The organism is Mesorhizobium sp. M0663, assembly GCF_040320585.1.
Taxonomy (GTDB): domain Bacteria; phylum Pseudomonadota; class Alphaproteobacteria; order Rhizobiales; family Rhizobiaceae; genus Mesorhizobium.
This window is the reverse complement of the sequence record NZ_JAMYPX010000047.1, coordinates 14468-30532: the sequence shown is the minus strand read 5'-3', so window position 1 is coordinate 30532 and position 16065 is coordinate 14468. Positions and strand designations below refer to the sequence as shown.

11 protein-coding genes and 3 pseudogenes are annotated in these 16065 nt (G+C 58.8%); 8 read left to right on the top strand and 6 right to left on the bottom strand.

Annotated elements, in window-relative coordinates:
• Window positions 1-1120: pseudogene (gene tnpC, locus NKI54_RS33785) on the top strand (IS66 family transposase); the annotation flags it as partial.
• A gap of 512 nt (window positions 1121-1632) precedes the next feature.
• Here the strand turns inward: tnpC and NKI54_RS33780 are convergent.
• Window positions 1633-2865, bottom strand: a complete 1233-nt coding sequence (locus NKI54_RS33780; RefSeq protein ID WP_352694088.1) for an ATP-grasp domain-containing protein — start codon at window positions 2863-2865, stop codon at window positions 1633-1635.
• An 857-nt stretch (window positions 2866-3722) separates the two neighbouring features.
• On the opposite strand from NKI54_RS33780, the gene NKI54_RS33775 reads away from it, so the two are divergent.
• The 7 genes from NKI54_RS33775 (at window position 3723) to NKI54_RS33745 (ending at window position 12108) form a co-directional block, all read left to right on the top strand.
• Window positions 3723-4037: a transposase gene (locus NKI54_RS33775; RefSeq protein ID WP_352694086.1), complete on the top strand. Its 315-nt coding sequence runs from the start codon at window positions 3723-3725 to the stop codon at window positions 4035-4037.
• A gap of 699 nt (window positions 4038-4736) precedes the next feature.
• Window positions 4737-6401 (top strand): ABC transporter substrate-binding protein, encoded by a 1665-nt coding sequence (locus NKI54_RS33770; RefSeq protein WP_352694084.1) that lies wholly within the window; start codon window positions 4737-4739, stop codon window positions 6399-6401.
• A gap of 7 nt (window positions 6402-6408) precedes the next feature.
• Entirely contained in the window at window positions 6409-7404 is a 996-nt protein-coding gene (locus NKI54_RS33765; RefSeq protein WP_352694090.1) for an ABC transporter permease, read from the top strand.
• On the top strand, window positions 7404-8351 hold the full coding sequence (locus NKI54_RS33760; protein WP_352694082.1) for an ABC transporter permease: 948 nt from the start codon (window positions 7404-7406) through the stop codon (window positions 8349-8351). Before NKI54_RS33765 ends, NKI54_RS33760 begins: the two co-directional genes overlap by 1 nt.
• The gene (locus tag NKI54_RS33755; protein ID WP_352694080.1) at window positions 8348-9355 is read left to right on the top strand and encodes an ABC transporter ATP-binding protein; all 1008 of its coding nucleotides are present in this window, start codon (window positions 8348-8350) and stop codon (window positions 9353-9355) included. Before NKI54_RS33760 ends, NKI54_RS33755 begins: the two co-directional genes overlap by 4 nt.
• Window positions 9348-10349 carry an ABC transporter ATP-binding protein gene (locus NKI54_RS33750; RefSeq protein ID WP_352694078.1) on the top strand — a complete coding sequence of 334 codons (1002 nt, stop codon included), beginning with the start codon at window positions 9348-9350 and terminating at the stop codon, window positions 10347-10349. Before NKI54_RS33755 ends, NKI54_RS33750 begins: the two co-directional genes overlap by 8 nt.
• 322 nt (window positions 10350-10671) lie before the next feature.
• Window positions 10672-12108, top strand: a complete 1437-nt coding sequence (locus NKI54_RS33745; protein WP_352694076.1) for an amidase — start codon at window positions 10672-10674, stop codon at window positions 12106-12108.
• 272 nt (window positions 12109-12380) lie between these two features.
• Here the strand turns inward: NKI54_RS33745 and NKI54_RS33740 are convergent.
• From NKI54_RS33740 to NKI54_RS33720, 5 genes and pseudogenes are all read right to left on the bottom strand, one after another.
• Window positions 12381-12461: pseudogene (locus tag NKI54_RS33740) on the bottom strand (AAA family ATPase); the annotation flags it as partial.
• 197 nt (window positions 12462-12658) lie between these two features.
• Window positions 12659-13714, bottom strand: a pseudogene (locus tag NKI54_RS33735) (IS5 family transposase); the annotation flags it as partial.
• A 138-nt stretch (window positions 13715-13852) separates the two neighbouring features.
• Window positions 13853-14389: a hypothetical protein gene (locus NKI54_RS33730; RefSeq protein WP_352694074.1), complete on the bottom strand. Its 537-nt coding sequence runs from the start codon at window positions 14387-14389 to the stop codon at window positions 13853-13855.
• Between the two features lie 274 nt (window positions 14390-14663).
• A complete protein-coding gene (locus tag NKI54_RS33725) occupies window positions 14664-15227 on the bottom strand; it encodes a DDE-type integrase/transposase/recombinase (RefSeq protein WP_352694072.1) in 564 nt (187 codons plus the stop codon).
• A complete protein-coding gene (locus tag NKI54_RS33720) occupies window positions 15164-15709 on the bottom strand; it encodes a hypothetical protein (RefSeq protein ID WP_352694070.1) in 546 nt (181 codons plus the stop codon). The genes NKI54_RS33725 and NKI54_RS33720 overlap by 64 nt, the downstream gene beginning before the upstream one ends.
• Window positions 15710-16065 lie beyond the last annotated feature (356 nt).

The window sequence follows — 16065 nt, the reverse complement described above, 5'->3', positions numbered from 1 at the left end:
CGGCGTGGCGGCCATCCAAGCGCAGATGGAGAAGTCTGCGGGCGGCTCGAAAGCGAAGCGCGCCCCGCGCCCTCGCAAAGGCTTTGCGGCCCATCTCGAACGGATCGAGGTGGTCATCGAGCCCGAGACGCCTGCTGGCTGCGAAGCGCTGGAAAAGATCCTGATCGGCGAGGACGTCTCCGAACGGCTCGATGTCACCCCGGCGAAGTTCCGGGTGATCGTCACGCGTCGCCCCAAATATGCCTACAAGGGTTGGGACGGCGTCATCCAGGCAGCCGCGCCCGCCCGCATCATCGAAAGCGGCATTCCGACCGAAGCGCTGCTGGCGCAGATCGCGGTGTCGAAATACGCCGATGGCCTGCCGCTCTACCGCCAGGAAGCGATCTATGCCCGCGATCAGGTCGAGATCGACCGGTCACAGATGGCGCAGTGGATGGGCAAGCTCGGCTTCGAGCTCGAGCCGCTCGCCGATTACGCACTGACCCGCATCAAGCAGGGGGAGCGGGTCTTCGCCGATGAGACCACGCTGCCAACGCTGGCGCCGGGATCTGGCAAGGCCAAGACGGCCTACCTCTGGACCTATGTCCGCGATGATCGGCCCTTTGGCGGCAGTGGACCGCCCATTGTTGTCTATCGCTTCGAGGACAGCCGCGCCGGCGAATGTGTTGCCCGTCATCTGGACGGCTATCGCGGGATCCTGCAAGTCGACGGATACGCCGCCTATAACCGGCTGGCCCGATCCGATCGGGGCAACGACGGCGTGACGCTGGCGGCGTGCTGGTCGCACGTGCGGCGCAAGTTCTACGAACTGCATGCCGCAGGCTCCTCCGTTATCGCCTCGCAGACGGTGGCGCAGATGGCCCCACTGTGGGCCGCCGAGGAGGCCGTACGCGGCCAGGACCCGGCAGTACGGATAACTGCGCGTCAGGAGAAATCCGCCGCCGTCGTTGCCGCGCTCTTTGCGCTGTGGGAAAAGGAGCTGCCGAAGCTGTCGGGAAAATCGAAGCCCGCCGAGGCGATCCGCTATGCGCTCGGCCGGCGTGCCGCGCTGGAGCGCTTCCTCACCGACGGCCGCATCGAAATCGACTCCAACACCGTCGAGCGCGCCATCAGGGACGAGCCTGATCCGATGGCGGAAGAGTTCGCGAGGATCGACGCCATGTTATCGCCGCCTCACCAGCTGGCTGAGACCGAGGCGATACTTCAACGTGCCGTCGAATTAATCGAGTGGTCGATCGCACCATTTCCGGCCCCTTGGCGAATAGGAACAATCGAACAATCAGCAGCCCTCAACTCTCCGCACCAGCGTAGGTGCGCCAGATTAGAAGGTGATCGTCGTCCGAATATTGATGCAATTGAGAGTACGAGAGACGCAAGTCGACGAGATGCCTATCTTCGTTTCAGATCGCTCGCAGCGGCGGTTCGGACGACGGCATCTCCCCCGGCGGCCAACATGGCGGTGCTGGGCGAGATCGGCAACAACTTCCGTTCCATCATCGACCGCATCAAGCGAGTAGCCATGGGGAAGACGGGCGTTCAAGGACATTGACCGGCGCCCTAGTGTCAGGAAACGAATCTGGCTGATCTGTTGAATAATCATCAGTTGGCCGGGGTAATGGCCGGAGATTGTTCTTATTGGCTAGGGGCCGGAAATGGTGTGATCGACCACTCGATTAATTCGACGGCACGTTGAAGTATCGCCTCGGTCTCAGCCAGGCTGGAGGAGGACGCGGCGATCACATGGCCGACGTTGTCTCTGACGTCGCCTTTCCTGACGATGGGCGTCTTGGATTCAACATACAATTTAACTTCGGCGACGCCTGGTACAGCAAGCGCCCGACTGACGCCACCGATCCAATCGAGGGTGCCATCGCGATCAGGAACTAGGATCCGCCCGGCCGCGCTGTGCGAATGCCTTCTGCGCAAATTCCATTCGTCGCCGGTGACGAGCTTGATGTGCTCGGTGACGAGATCGATACCATAAGCCAGCTGAACCATTTGAGGATCGGGCGTGCCAGCGAGACGCGGATTGACTTCAATGACGACTGGGCCGCGCTTCGTCCACCGGAGTTCAATGTTTGTTGGCCCCCAGCCAAGGCCGAGAGCTCGCAAACAGCTCAGCGAAATATCGGCGATACGCTTATGGTCGTCATCAGTTAGCCGGGCCGGAAAAGTGGCCTCATGAAAGACGAAATGCGGTGGGGGGCCAAAGTCAGCGGCGGTAATCCCGATGATTTCATTTCCCATTATCTGAACGATATAATGCGAGCCCAGTGCGAATTCTTCGACCAGTATCCTCGGCGGCGACCGCCATATGTGTTTCCCGCCCAACAGATAGGCCGTATGTTCGGTTAACTCATCGACGTCGCGGCACAATCGGACCCCCCGGCTGCCGCTGCCCGTGGCTGGCTTAAGAATTACCGGCAGTCCGATCCCCGCCGCAGAGGTTTCTACGTCCGTCGCATCCGTTGCCACGCGATAAGCTGGTGTTGGAACACCAGCCTCCGCGAGGAGCTCACGTTGAGCGAATTTGTCGCAGCATCGTTCAATAGATACGGGGTTCGGTCCCGGGAGCTCGAAATAGCGACAGAGCTTGCCGACTGTCGCATAGACCGGCTCCCTGGCGCTCGTAATGCCAGCAATGTCATAGGTCGCACGTAGCCGAGAACATTCATGGATCAGCGCATCGAGATCGTCTGTGTCGACACGGATTGCCTCATTGCCTTCCGCCGCAAGATAGTCGTACTGGGCTGGATCAGTCGAGAGAGTAATTGGATGAAAACCAAGACGCTTGGCCGCTTGGACGTATAGCGGACCGGCCCCCGTTGTATCACTTTCAAGCAGAATAAGCGCTCTTCTTGCCATTGGCTATTAACCTCGAGTTGCGTGCTATACGGTGGACTGCGTTTTCAGCCATGCCTTGACCTTAGACTCTACAGTGAAGATATCATTGTCAGCTATCTGCGTTCGCAAAGATTCTGTGAATTTTTTTCAAGGATCTATTGCAATGTTTTGGTTACTAGCGGGGTGGCACGGAGCGTCTCGACGAATTTCGGAGGGTTGCGATGTTGAAGAAGTTGGACTTGACGTCGGTGCGTCAGGTCGCTCCAGGGCGTCGGATTTGGGTTTGAAGCGGCCTTCATCCCCCTATTTGGCCAGGATTGCTATCGGAGCGATCCAAACCTTGGTCAATTTCCTGAGTTTTTGGCGATGGCCGTGAATCGGCGCTTGGCAACGATTGACGTGCTCTCATCACTCCTTTGAACGAAGAGGTCGACAGACGGCACAAACCGCTGACATCGGGACGGAGCAGGCTGCAGTGGAGAATATATCGGGTTGGATGTGTCACAGAGGAAACCAGCGTCGGCGTTATCGATGCTGGAATTCGTGTTCCAGAGAACGCAAAATCCGATCCCGCGCGTTAACCCAGTTGCTTCGCTAGCGGGCGCCTGATTCCGAGCGGATCGGCTTTGAGACGGGCGCGATGTCCGGCTCTGACACGAACTCAAACGGGTCGGGTCTTCTGCATCGACACCAGCCATGCGAAGGCAGCACTTTAGGTGCGCATGAATAAGAGCACCGAGAGCCAGGCGACCCGCTCCATCCCGGTCGCGCCTTGCTGCCTGCCGCGACACCGAGAATCAGGGGCGGTCGATGCTGACGGAATATGGGCTCCATTTCGGCCGCCCGTGAGTTCGCAGTTTCGGCGAAAGGTTAGGGAAATGATTGCTGAAGGGCATTTCCCCCGGCCAGTGATCGAGATGCTGCTGACCATCCGCGAACAAGTCTGCCGTGAACAGGAGACGCTCGACCGGCAGCTCGGGTCTCTTGCGCATGAGGATGAGACCACGCGCCTGCTGATGCCCGTTCCCGGGATTGGCGTGGTGATGGCATTGACCATCCGCCATATGATCGACGGCCCTTCGCGCTTCGGCTCCGCGGCCAATGTCGGCACCTATCCCGGTCTTCCCGACGAAACGGACACCAACGGCCGCTCGCACTGGGCCGACCGGCTGTTGCGAAACATATCTTTTTGAGGCGGCCAGCGTGCGCATGCACCGGACGCAGAAATGGTCAACGTTGAAGGCTTGGACATGCCCCTGTCGAAGCGGATTGGCATGAAGAACGCCGAAGTGGCAGTCGCCCGGAAGCTCGCCATCCCTCTGCACTGCATCTGGCTCGACGGCGCAAGCTTCGAGTGGGGGCTAACGAGAAGACGGCGTAGTTGACTTCCCTTTCTCCACTAGTTCTCGGAACCGAGATCTCCCCGCCGGGACGGTGGCTGCGGCGACCTCGGTCAAACGGCTGAGACCAGTTGCGAATTCTCGTCGGAACCGTGGCAGACGGAAACGGATTTACATCGACCCGCTATCGGGCCTGTCACCGCGTTCGCCGGCCCGCTCCCGAAGCTCATGAGCCGCCGGTCCGGTGCTTGGGGTGACACTGGTGTTCCGCCAATCGATGAGAGCCATCGTGTCGGCCGTATCTCGCTTTGCGAGGGGCGGCATTACGCAAACCCGGCTCCAATTTCCAGATTGACATGCGGCCAAAAAAGGACTTATAGGAATGACGTTCCAGATGTTAGGTTATTCCAGAAGAAATTAGCGGCTAATTGGCCAAACTTCTGAGAGTGCACAATCCCGCTGCATCCGGAACGGCTTCGCGTCACGCCTTAGTGGCGCGCAATTGACTCAAGAGCGCAACCTAAGATTTGCCAGAGCGTCAGGGAGGACAGAATGAATAGTCGGCTACTCAATCGTCGTACGGTCGTCAAAGCAGTGCTGCTGGGATCTGTGTCATCTTGGCTCATCGGAACAAGGACCTTTGCTTTATCGTGTGGTGACCAGATTGTGCGCATAGGCGGTGCAGTTGCGCCTGACTCGATGAATCCGTTCGCGACCTATGGCGCGTTTTATCCTTTATTCTTGACCTATGATTTCCTCGTGGGGGTTGACGCCCAGCGCCACGAAGACCGGAAGGGGTTTGCACAGTCTTGGTCTGTGGCTGATGATAAACTCACATGGACTTTCAAACTCTGGCCCAAGATGCAGTGGTCAGATGGTCACCCGGCGACTGCCAACGATGTCGCCTTCACTTATAATTACTTGCGTAAATCAATTGGCGCTCCAGATGAACTAAACGCCGGATGGAATAACGTTAACGGTCTCGAACAAATTAAGTCCGTAACTGCAGTTGACGACGAGACTTTGCAAATCGTGACCAACGTACCCACCCGCTGGCCGGCCGACAACATCGTAATGATCGTTCCAGAACACATATGGAAAGATGTCAGCTATGCGGAGGCGCGCAGCACCTTCCGCAACGATCCGCCTCTCGTTGGTACGGGCCCTATGATTGTCCAGGAATTTGAGCAGGGCCAGTTTGCGCGATTGGCGCCTAATCCCTATTTCCGGACGGGAAAGCCTGCGACGAATGGCATGATTTTCAGCTTCTTCAATAACGCCGATCCGATAGCGCAGGGTCTCAAGAGCGGTAGTCTCGACTACGGGATGAGCCTAACAGCTGCCCAGTGGACGGACTTGTCGACCAATTCTGACGTTCAAGTGGGGCAATCGCGGATCGAGCAACGCAACTACCTTGCATTCAACACTGCTTCAGGAGAAGGCGCGGGCAGCACCAAAGCTCTGCAAGATCCCGCGTTCCGTGACGCAGTCGGCTACGCCATTGATCAAAAATTGATCGTGGACCGAGCTTTTCGGGGGCATGCCGACCCTGGTGTAGGCGTGGTGATGACCGCAGCGAGCCAGTACTACTCCGACCTCAGCGATATTCAGCGCCACTTCGACCTCACTGAGGCTGCGCGCCGCCTCGATGCTGCGGGTTATAAAGATAGCGATGGCGACGGAATTCGCGAGGATAAAGGGGGGAAACCCTTCCAGCTTGAGCTAATTACAGGCAATCCTGCGGGCAACATTGAGATACCAATAGCCGCCGTAGAATTGATAGCGGGCTGGTTGGGGCAGATCGGCATACCCGTCTCGGTAACTCAGCTCGACCCCGGAGCCATTCAAGCTCGTACGGCGGTACCAGCCAAGGGGGGTGGGGGGTGGGACTTGCTTGTCATTAGCAATTGGCTGACTTCAAATCCCGGCGACCTCGTGGTGATTGGCAAGAGCGGCGACCGTCAGAACAGATCCTACTGGAAGAATGAGAAGTTTGATAAACTCGTCTCAGCGATCGATGTCGCGGTAGACTTGGAGAAGAGCAAGGCATTGATTGATCAGGCGGCGCGCCTCATCTATACCGAAGCGCCATATATTATGCTGTGCTACCCCTTCCAGCTTGATGCTCGTAGGAAGGATTGCTTTCAGGGATGGGGCGATCAAGATATCGTATCTGTGAATAGTTACTTCCCCTTTGACCGACTGAGGCCAATCTAACGTGGCCATGGCGAGAGAGGAAAGCCGGGGCAGCAGGCGTGTTGGGCACGTTCTCTTAAGGGCGATCGCTACACTGTTAATGGTCGCCATACTTAACTTCATCCTGTTCCGGGTCATTCCAGGCGACCCCGCCAATATGCTGCTTGGTGGGGCACGCAGTTCAGTCACAGCGGAGCAGATCGAGCATCAGCGTCAGAACTGGGGTCTTGATAAGCCATTAATTCCAGACCAGCTGGTGAAGTACATAGTCACCACGTTTCAGGGTGATCTCGGATACAGCTTTAAGTTCCGAGGCAAGCGCGTAACCGAACTAATTGTCGAGCGACTGCCCGCAACGATTGCGTTAGTTGGCATCGCTCAAGTGATTGCTGTCATCCTAGGTGTGGGATTGGGCATTTATGCGGGATGGCGGCGGGGTGGTGTAGTAGACAAGGTCGCAACAAGCACTTCTTTGGCGCTCTATGCAACACCGCCGTTTTGGCTTGGAATGACGCTGGTAGTTGTCTTCAGCACGGCTTTACATTGGCTTCCCGGTTACGGGGCGTATACGCCCGGCGCTTCAAGCGCGAATGTTATCGAATGGCTGAGTGATCATGTTCGCCACCTCGTTCTTCCTGTTTCGGCAGTAGCGCTTGGCCTAATCGGACAATACTTAATTGTCGCCCGCGCGGCAATGAGCGAAGTTGTAGGCGAGGATTATATGATTACAGCTCGCGCCAAAGGGCTTACGAGCAGCCAAATGTTGCTGCGCCACGCTCTCCGAAATGCGCTTCTACCTGTTGTGACTTTGGTGACGCTAAATCTGGGCTACGTTGTAGCTGGTGCCATTACGGTGGAAGCCGTATTTGCTTGGCCTGGCATCGGCGGTCTCACTGTTCAGGCCCTCACCGCGCGAGATTACCCAGTACTTCAGGGAGTATTCCTCTTGCTTGGCGCATCGATCGTCGTCGCTAACCTCGTTGCCGATTTGGCTTACGGCATTCTCGATCCTCGGGTGAGATAATGGCGGAGATCGTAGTGCCTAAGTTTGATACAGAATCTCGCAAGAATTTTAGAGTGCCGGCGCTCAAGTCTTTCTTGGGTCGCTTTTTGCACCATAGCGGGGCGCGATTTGGCCTTCTGGCGCTGGCGGCTTTCCTGATCATGGCAGCAGTGCCCAGCGCTATCGTGGGCCCGTTGCAAACTGCCATGACTGCGAGCGGCGACTTCCTTTCTCGTCCATCAAATCAAAACCTCCTTGGAACGGACGAAGTCGGACGGGACGTGCTAAATCTCATAGTCCACGGCGCACGTATTTCTCTCACCATTGCGGTGGTGTCCACGCTCATAAGCCTTTGCGTCGGTACCGCAGTTGGCATGACGTCAGGCTACTATGGGCGTCGAGTGGACGTTTGGCTAATGCGTCTAACAGATTTTTTCTTCGTCGTGCCATCGTTCGTACTTGCGCTTGTTATCACGCCAGTGGTTTTGGAAGTGATGGGACGCGGAGGAAACATCCTCGGCTTTCGCCCATCTCTATTCGTCATCATCTTAGTCATTGGCCTGACAAGTTGGGCATTCGTCGCGCGTATCGTTCGAAGTCAAACGATGTCACTGCGGGAACGCCAGTTCGTTGAGCGTGCCCGGGTCGTGGGCACCAGCGATCTCAACATTATGGTACGGCATCTCCTGCCGAATCTCGTTCCGCAGATCGCGGCCAATGGTGCATTGGTCGTCGCCAACGCGATCTACACCGAAACCGCACTTTCCTTCCTCGGGCTCGGTGACCCCCTGCAGCCTTCATGGGGTACCTTGCTTTCCCTTGCGCAGCGCGCTGGTGCAGCCAGCACTGGAGCTTGGTGGTACCTCGGGGCACCCGGGCTGTGCGTATTGGCGGTTTCCCTTAGCTTCGTCCTGATTGGCAATGCCCTCGACGACACGTTCAATCCACGGCGGAGGGTGATCCCATGACACACTCCTCCCAGAAGAAGGCTCCGCTTCTGGAAGTCAGCGGGCTCTCTGTTGACTATGGGCTCAAGGGCGTATCATCGCATGCGATCGACAGCGTAAGCTTCGCGCTCCGGGCAGGAGAAGCCGTTGGCCTCGTTGGAGAATCGGGCAGTGGCAAGACCACGACCGCCATGGCGATCGCGGGTCTGCTATCACCCAACGCGCGGGTGAGCGGCGGCCAAGTGCGTTATCGCGGTAACCGACTGCCAATCGACGATGATGCGGCGATGCGGCCACATCGCTGGAGCGAAACGTCCGTAGTCTTCCAGGGCGCGATGAATGCGCTTAATCCTGTTCACCGCATCATCAAGCAAATCGCCGAACCGTGTATGCTGAAGCTTGGCATGTCGCGTGGCGAGGCGACCGCGCGGGCAAGTGAGCTGCTTGAGCTCGTCGGCATTCCGGCTGATCGCGGCACCGCCTATCCCCACGAGTTGTCGGGCGGCATGCGTCAAAGGGTGATGATTGCCATGGCGCTCGCGTGCCGCCCCTCGATTGTCATCGGCGATGAACCGACCACGGCGCTCGACGTCATCACACAGGCTCAAATTCTGAAGCTGTTGGGTGAGTTGCGATCGAGCCTTAGCCTTGCCCTCCTTTTGATCACCCACGACCTTTCTGTGGTGGCTGAGTGTTGTGATCGGGTGATGATTATGTATGCGGGCCGCATCGTCGAGGATGGCACTGTCGCTGAGATCTTCGCCCAGCCCAAACATCCCTACACCCGCCTGCTGATCGAATCGATCCCGAACCCAGCGAGTGGGAAACGGAACATTCGGCCCATCCCCGGTGATCCCCCCAACTTGATGAACCGGCCGTCAGGCTGCGCCTTCCATCCGCGTTGTCCGTCGGCCATGGGGATTTGCGCGACTGAAGTTCCCAGCCTCGATAAGTTCGGGCGGGGACGCGTCGCCTGTCACCTTCACCGGTCCTCACAAGAAGACAAGATCACAGCTCATGCCTAACACCGCCGATATCCTGAGTCTTGAGAGCCTGCAGGTCCATTTTCCTATCCAGGGCGGGCTGTTCGACCGTGTACTGGGCCGGCCTACCGGCGCCGTGCGCGCAGTGGATGGGATCGACCTCAACATCGGACGGGGTGAGATCGTCGCCCTGGTCGGAGAATCGGGAAGCGGCAAGACCACGGTGGGCCGTGTCATCACCAAGCTTACTCAGCCGACAGCTGGCAGAATGCTGTTCGAAGGCCGCGACATGACGTTGGTGCAAAGCTTCTCGGCCCTGCGTCCTTACCGCCATCGCGTGCAGATGATCTTCCAGGACGCATATCAGGCACTCAATCCGCGGCACACCGTGTTCGATATTGTGGCGGAGCCATTGCGGTCACTGCGGCTGGTCGACAACGCCACTCAACTCGCCGACCGAGTGAGTGAAGCGCTTGCGTCCGCCGGGCTCAATCCTCCCGGTGATTTCTTCGCCCGCTTCCCGCACGAGCTGTCTGGCGGGCAGCGCCAGCGGGGGGTGATTGCCGGTGCGCTTGCCGTGGGGCCGGAGCTCATCGTCGCCGATGAGCCAGTATCGATGCTTGATGTCTCGATACGCGCACAGATTCTTCAGGTCCTGGTTGACCTGCGCGCCAAGCACAACATGGCGCTGTTGTTCATCACACACGACTTGCCTCTTGCCTGGTTGATCGCTGACCGGATTGCGGTCTTGTATCTTGGAAAATTGGTCGAGATCGGTAGCGCCGACGAGATCACATTCAACCCTCGTCATCCGTATACCGTCGCCTTGCGTAACGCCACCCCGCACATTGGCGCCAATGCAGGTCGCGCCGAGCTGCCGGCCCTGCAAGGCGAGATTCCAAGTGCCGCGCGCGTGCCGAACGGCTGTCGGTTTCATCCGCGTTGCCCACTGGCCTTTGACCGCTGCCGGCAAGAGGAACCACCAGCCATCGAGGTTGGACCACAACACCTGTCAGCCTGCTGGCTGGCGAAGTGATGGCTCGCTTGCCGTTTCTCCAGCCCGCTCGATCCGCAAGTCGTCGGTCGCTCGCATGCTAAAATGCAAGTCAACTCGCGCGATCTTGTCGCATGTAATTCTCCCATCTTTCCCAGTGCCCCACGAGGCATGAGATGGCTCTAACCGCAAACATTGAGCTTGAGCAGCCCCAGGCCTCGCGATCTGCTCCGACACGCTGGCTGTTGGATCAAGTCACACCGCTGTCGACCGCCACCAACGTGCGACGCATGGCTATCGCTTAACTAGAAGCGATCAGAACTCCTGTTGCCGGCACCAGGCAAATTAGAAAGGATGGCTGCAAATGAGGCTGGGTGAGTATGTCGAGTATGATGCCACGGGTTTGGCGTCTCTCGTGAGCGCCCGCGAAGTAACCCCTGTGGAGCTGACCCGGTTGGCCCGCGAGGCCCACGACGAGGTCAATCCTCGAATCAACGCTGTTATCGAGTTCTACGAGGATGCCGAGAGCGTGGCCGGCGCAGACGGAGGGCTCTTCGATGGTGTACCTTTCCTTCGAAAGGATCTTGGAGCCACGGAAGCTGGTCGTCTCCAGGAAAGGGGAAGCCGCCTGTTCAAAGGCTACCGCTCCTATACCGACAGCTACTTTTTCTGTCGGGCCCGGGACGCCGGGCTTCGGACGCTTGGAAGAACGACAACACCGGAGTTCGGTATATCCGGAATGAGCGAGTCCATTCTAAACGGCGTCACCGGCAATCCATGGAATTTGGAACGCACTGCGGGGGGATCGTCCGCTGGTTCGGCAGCGGCAGTGGCGGCCCGCATTACTCCGATTGCATCCGGTGGCGATGGTGGAGGATCGATACGCACCCCCGCGGCCTGGTGTGGCCTTGTCGGTCTTAACCCGTCCCGTGGTCGCATCTCCGGCGGCCCGGACCGTCAGGATGCTGGCTTCGGCTTTGTCAGACAGTTTGTTCTCTGCCGAACTGTGCGCGACATGTCGGCGGCCCTGGACGCCTTTTCCGGTCCCTTTTCCGGCGATCCATTTGTGATCGTCCAACCGAACCGTCCCTATGTAGAGGAATTATCTCAGCCCACTGGCACTTTGCGGGTCGGCGTCGCGAGGACGAAGTGGGGCGCGGTCGAAATCGAGCCAGAAGTCCTGCAGGCTGTCGAGTCGACGGCTTCACTTCTCGAGGAAATGGGCCACATCGTCACAGACATCGAGCCGCCATATGAGTCAGTAGAGTACAGCCGAATACTTCTCGGCCTGTCAGATCTCAGCGCCAGTTGGCTCGAAACGGCGGCACGGGCCATGGGCCGCACGATCAACGCGGACACCTTGGAGCCCGTCAATCTTAAGCTTTATGAACACGGCCGGAATGTGCCGTTGTCCCATGCTGCGGATGTACATGAGACCATCCGGAGAATGCGTTTCCGCGTGGGCGAGGCGATCCATGCCTTCGACCTTCTGCTAACCCCCACAATGCCATCGGTGGCGGTGCCGCATGGCGGCATCTATTGTGCTACCCACTCGACAATCTCCGCTGACGAATACATGGACGCGGATGCCGCACTTTTTCAATACGTCGGCGTATTCAATGTTACCGGACAACCATCGGTGTCCTTGCCTTTAGCGCAGAGTGCCGACGGGCTGCCGATCGGCCTGCAGATCGTCGGCCGCTTTGGCCACGAGGCCACACTAGTCCGTATCGCACGAGATCTTGAGCAAGCCAGACCGTGGGACGATCGGCGACCGAAGGTGAGAGCTGGAAATTCCTGAAGGGTAGCTCTAGCGTCTCACGGCAAAGAAGGCGATCATTTCATCGCACGCTGCGGATTTGCCAGAACGCTTCAATGTTCTCGCTGTGAGTATTGGCCGACCAATATGTCCGGCGAGCATTCTCCACCTGCGTATTCCGGTGATGTCGGACAGCTATTCCAATCTGAAGCCGGACAGTGAGTGTGCCCCTGGGTCGTGCAGGTTTTTGACCTGAACCGGTTGTGTGCGTCAAGCCAAGGTAGTTTGATTGTTTGATTGGTGGTCACGGCTTTCTATTTTCGCATGCTCTCGCCGCTGATGCGATAGGCATTGTGAACAAGCCGGTCTAATACGGCGTCGGCGATGGTTGGGTTGGTCGCAACCACGATCCCTCATCGACTGCTTCATCTCTCGACGGTGACCACCATCCGCGGTGACAGCTATAGGCTCCGCGGAAAGCGCCGTCCGGCCTTCTACAGAAGGCCGGAAAGAAGCCCCGAAAAGCGCAAAGCAATGAGTCCGCCCTGAACAATGGCTAAGCCATTGACGCGGTCAGCCCACGCTTGCTGCCGGCGATCATCACCGAACCCGCACCGGCATAGTCATGGCCGCGATAGCCCTTGTCGACGTAGATGCGGTCCGGCTCGACGCCGCCAATCTGCGCGGCCTGATCGACCGTCGCTGCGAGCGTGTGGCCGTCATACGGATTGCCCTCGAAGGATTTGGCGGCCAGCACGAGGCCTTCCCGGTTGGTTGTTGCCATCCCGACCTTGCAGCCGACTCGTAGGGCGCGCGGGCTTTGCCTTTCGAGATGCAGACCACCTCGGGCGCATGCATCGAATAGAGCTTGTTCTTGTCCTTCGGCCTCTGGGCCAGCAGCCGCTCGACCAGCCCGAGCAGCCGAGCGAACCTGGCCTCGAGTTCACCATTGCCGGCGATCTTGCGGCTGATGTCGCGGAACACCCGGCCGAGATAGGTGCGAAGGCGCTTGTTCGCGCCGCATCCGTCGGAACTGCCGGGCGTGGGCATAGCGGCCGGCGCGTACCGCTGCGGCCTTGGCCAGCCGAGCGTGGCTCTGCCTGAGCACGACACCATACCCCTTCGCCTGGCGCGCCAGGATCTGGATCGTCTTCAGGCAAAGCCGGCTGTCGGTCGGATGAGCGATCGCTTTCGGCTGCACCGTCGTGTCGACGGTGACCCGCTCCAGCGAATTCGGCTTGGCGGTCCCGCTGTCGAGCGCCGCCTCGACGCTTGGCTTCAGCATTTCCTCCAGCCCCTCGGGCCCGATCCGCTTGCGCCAGCGCGTCATCGTGCTGGCATCGATCGGCGGCTCGTGCTGGAAGAACTCGAAGCCGCTAAAATACCCAGGACGCATTCTCCACCCACCGCTCCACCACCTCTTCGTCCGACACATCGTAGACGTGCTTGAGGTAATGCAGCGCCACCATCAATCGCGTCGGCTTGGCCGGCCTGCCGACCGGGCGGTAGAAGCGGTCGAACGCCTCATCAAACCGGGCCCACGGCATCAACCCGACAGCCGCACCAGCGGGTGCCTCATATTGAGGATCGCTTCCAGGCGCTCGCGGAAAAGATCATTTTTGTCACGCGATGGACCAGATGGAGGCATCGATAAAACACCGGGAAAGAAGCGAATTCGATTTCGCGCATTCTCCGATACTTCAAACCTCTTGGGAATCCATGCCCTACTTTCAGCGCTGTCGTGTTGCCTCACGTAATTTTGTTACCGGCTGCCTCACCAAGAATGTTACCCGCTCGCCAGACGTGTGGAATCTGAAGCGAGGTATGGCGCTAGGCTGCTGACCTCGCCGATGAGGCGCTGCACGGCTTGTTGTCGCCACGCCCTTACTCGCTTCTGCAACGTGTGAAGCTGGCGCAAGCTGCATCGCCCGGGATAACGGACCTGGAACTCGACGAGAAGTTCAAGTGCGGTCTGATCCGGACGCTCTTCAAGGCACCGTGCCATCTCTTCCCAATGGTCCTTAAAGATGTCGGGACGTCGGCCGCGCGGTTTGTCGTTGAGCCGACGATACGTCTTCGGCCCAACGACAACACCGCGGGCGCGAGCCGCTCGGCGCCACAGATTGACCCGGCGGACGAGTGTTTTGTATTGCTTGCGGGTAAACCGACCTGGAAACTGGACGCACAGCTCCTCGAAGATCTGCGTGGCGTTGATGTTGGGGAATTCCTCCAATCGGCGGCAAACGATCGGCCACACCATGCGGAGCGCCTGGACGCGGGCTTGGCCAGGCTCGGCGTAGACCGGCTTCGGCTTCTCCTGCATCTTCGCGGCTGTCGCGGCAGGAGTGGGTGACATCATTGGCTTGAACGCACGGTGGGAGCCGCAATAAGTGTCGAGACCTTTTGTAGACTTCGCAGGTAACGCGGTTTGGCTTCGATAGAGAAGGTCGGACGGATCTCGCCCGCATGCCAAGCGCTCGATAGACTTGCTACGAACGCGGCCAGGTTGGGCGGCTCCGATGTCGCCGGTGGCGCTGTTTCGCCGTCAGCCAGCGTCGCCAGATAAGCCTGCACAGCTCGCATCTCCTCCAGAAGCTTCAGCGGATCGAGGTCGGCGGCGATTTCGCGCAGCTTGCGGGGATACCGTCCGCCTGCAGGAGACGCTCGCAGGGAGTCTGCGGTGGATGATAGCGCTTAGCCACCTTCGCACCGTCGCGTTGCTTGGCGGCCAGTTTGAACGAGGGCTGGAAGAAGTTTACGAACAGCCTGGATGCCCCGTAGAGGCGCGTGATCGCCCTGGCTGCCGCCAAGCCCTCAAAGCGCCGATAGCCCAAGAGCTTCCGTACAACGGCGCCATTTTTCTGCTCTATCCACGCTTGGTCGTTCTTACGGTAAGGCCGCGAGCGAGTGAGTTCGATGCCGTGACCAAGGCAATATTCGATCAGCCTGTTGTTGACGAACTCGCTGCCATTGTCCACATCCAGCCCTCTCAGGGCAAAGGGCAAGCCCGCGCGGATCCGGTCGAGTGTCTCGACCACAAGGGTACCTTCCCGGACTACGATGGGCGCGGCCTCCGTCCATCCGCTCGCGATATCGGTCAGAACCAGGCTGTGAACGTAGCTACCGCGGTTGACCTCCCCGCAATGAGCGACCAGGTCCATTTCCATGCTGCCGGGCAGCGGATCATTCCAGTCAGCAAAAGTGCGCATTTTGATGCGCCGCCGCGGCTCTGGCACAACCCTTGGCGGCTTTTTCGTTCGCATGGTGCGCCTTGGCATCTGGAGCAAGCGGTCGATCGTCGCGGCGCCATCGACAGGACCTTGTGGTGTATCTCCTCCTCGAGCTTCAAATGCCCATTGCGTTCCAGCGCCGACAATAGAATGGGCAGCAGTGCCTTGAGCCGCTTGCCGCAAACTCGATCAGAAGCTTCCCACAGCACGATCAAGGCGCCCCGCGCGGCCTCGTCATAGAGCGACAGGCGTTGACGGATCTGGCGATGCTTCGGCTTCGGGTGGCTGTTCAGGACACGGATTGCGGACTTTTCGTGATACCCTGTCGCGGCGATGAACTCCTCCAAGATCCTGCGCTTGTCCTTGGTCGTCGCGGCCGCATAGCGATCCCTGACCGCATTGGCGAGTTCCATGCGCATGGCATGTGTCATCTTCGTCTTCATGATGCCTCCCTGGTGGTGAAGGCATCATGGCGGCATGCGCCTTCACGGGTAACATTTTAGGTGAGGCAACGAACCGCCGCGGTAACATTTTCCTTGAGGCAATGCGACAAGCGCCGACCAATGAGGGGCAAATCTCCGGTTCGCTTGACGTCGATCGTCTGTTGATCGATCTTATCTCTCTTTCTACAAACGTCGACCGCGAGCCTGAGGGCCAAAGCGTCATTCTGCAGCGGCATCGCCGTAACAGAGACGATAGCGGTTCTGGCCTTCGTTGTGCTCACCACCCATACGCTGAACGGACAAGTTTAGATTGTCTGTCTCTGGCA

Coding starts and splice junctions, on each gene's coding strand:
- NKI54_RS33755 (WP_352694080.1), top strand. CDS start 8,348: ATGACACACTCCTCCCAGAAGAAGGCTCCGCTTCTGGAAGTCAGCGGG.
- NKI54_RS33770 (WP_352694084.1), top strand. CDS start 4,737: ATGAATAGTCGGCTACTCAATCGTCGTACGGTCGTCAAAGCAGTGCTG.
- NKI54_RS33720 (WP_352694070.1), bottom strand. CDS start 15,709: ATGGAACTCGCCAATGCGGTCAGGGATCGCTATGCGGCCGCGACGACC.
- NKI54_RS33760 (WP_352694082.1), top strand. CDS start 7,404: ATGGCGGAGATCGTAGTGCCTAAGTTTGATACAGAATCTCGCAAGAAT.
- NKI54_RS33765 (WP_352694090.1), top strand. CDS start 6,409: ATGGCGAGAGAGGAAAGCCGGGGCAGCAGGCGTGTTGGGCACGTTCTC.
- NKI54_RS33725 (WP_352694072.1), bottom strand. CDS start 15,227: ATGGACCTGGTCGCTCATTGCGGGGAGGTCAACCGCGGTAGCTACGTT.
- NKI54_RS33775 (WP_352694086.1), top strand. CDS start 3,723: ATGATTGCTGAAGGGCATTTCCCCCGGCCAGTGATCGAGATGCTGCTG.
- NKI54_RS33745 (WP_352694076.1), top strand. CDS start 10,672: ATGAGGCTGGGTGAGTATGTCGAGTATGATGCCACGGGTTTGGCGTCT.
- NKI54_RS33780 (WP_352694088.1), bottom strand. CDS start 2,865: ATGGCAAGAAGAGCGCTTATTCTGCTTGAAAGTGATACAACGGGGGCC.
- NKI54_RS33750 (WP_352694078.1), top strand. CDS start 9,348: ATGCCTAACACCGCCGATATCCTGAGTCTTGAGAGCCTGCAGGTCCAT.
- NKI54_RS33730 (WP_352694074.1), bottom strand. CDS start 14,389: ATGCAGGAGAAGCCGAAGCCGGTCTACGCCGAGCCTGGCCAAGCCCGC.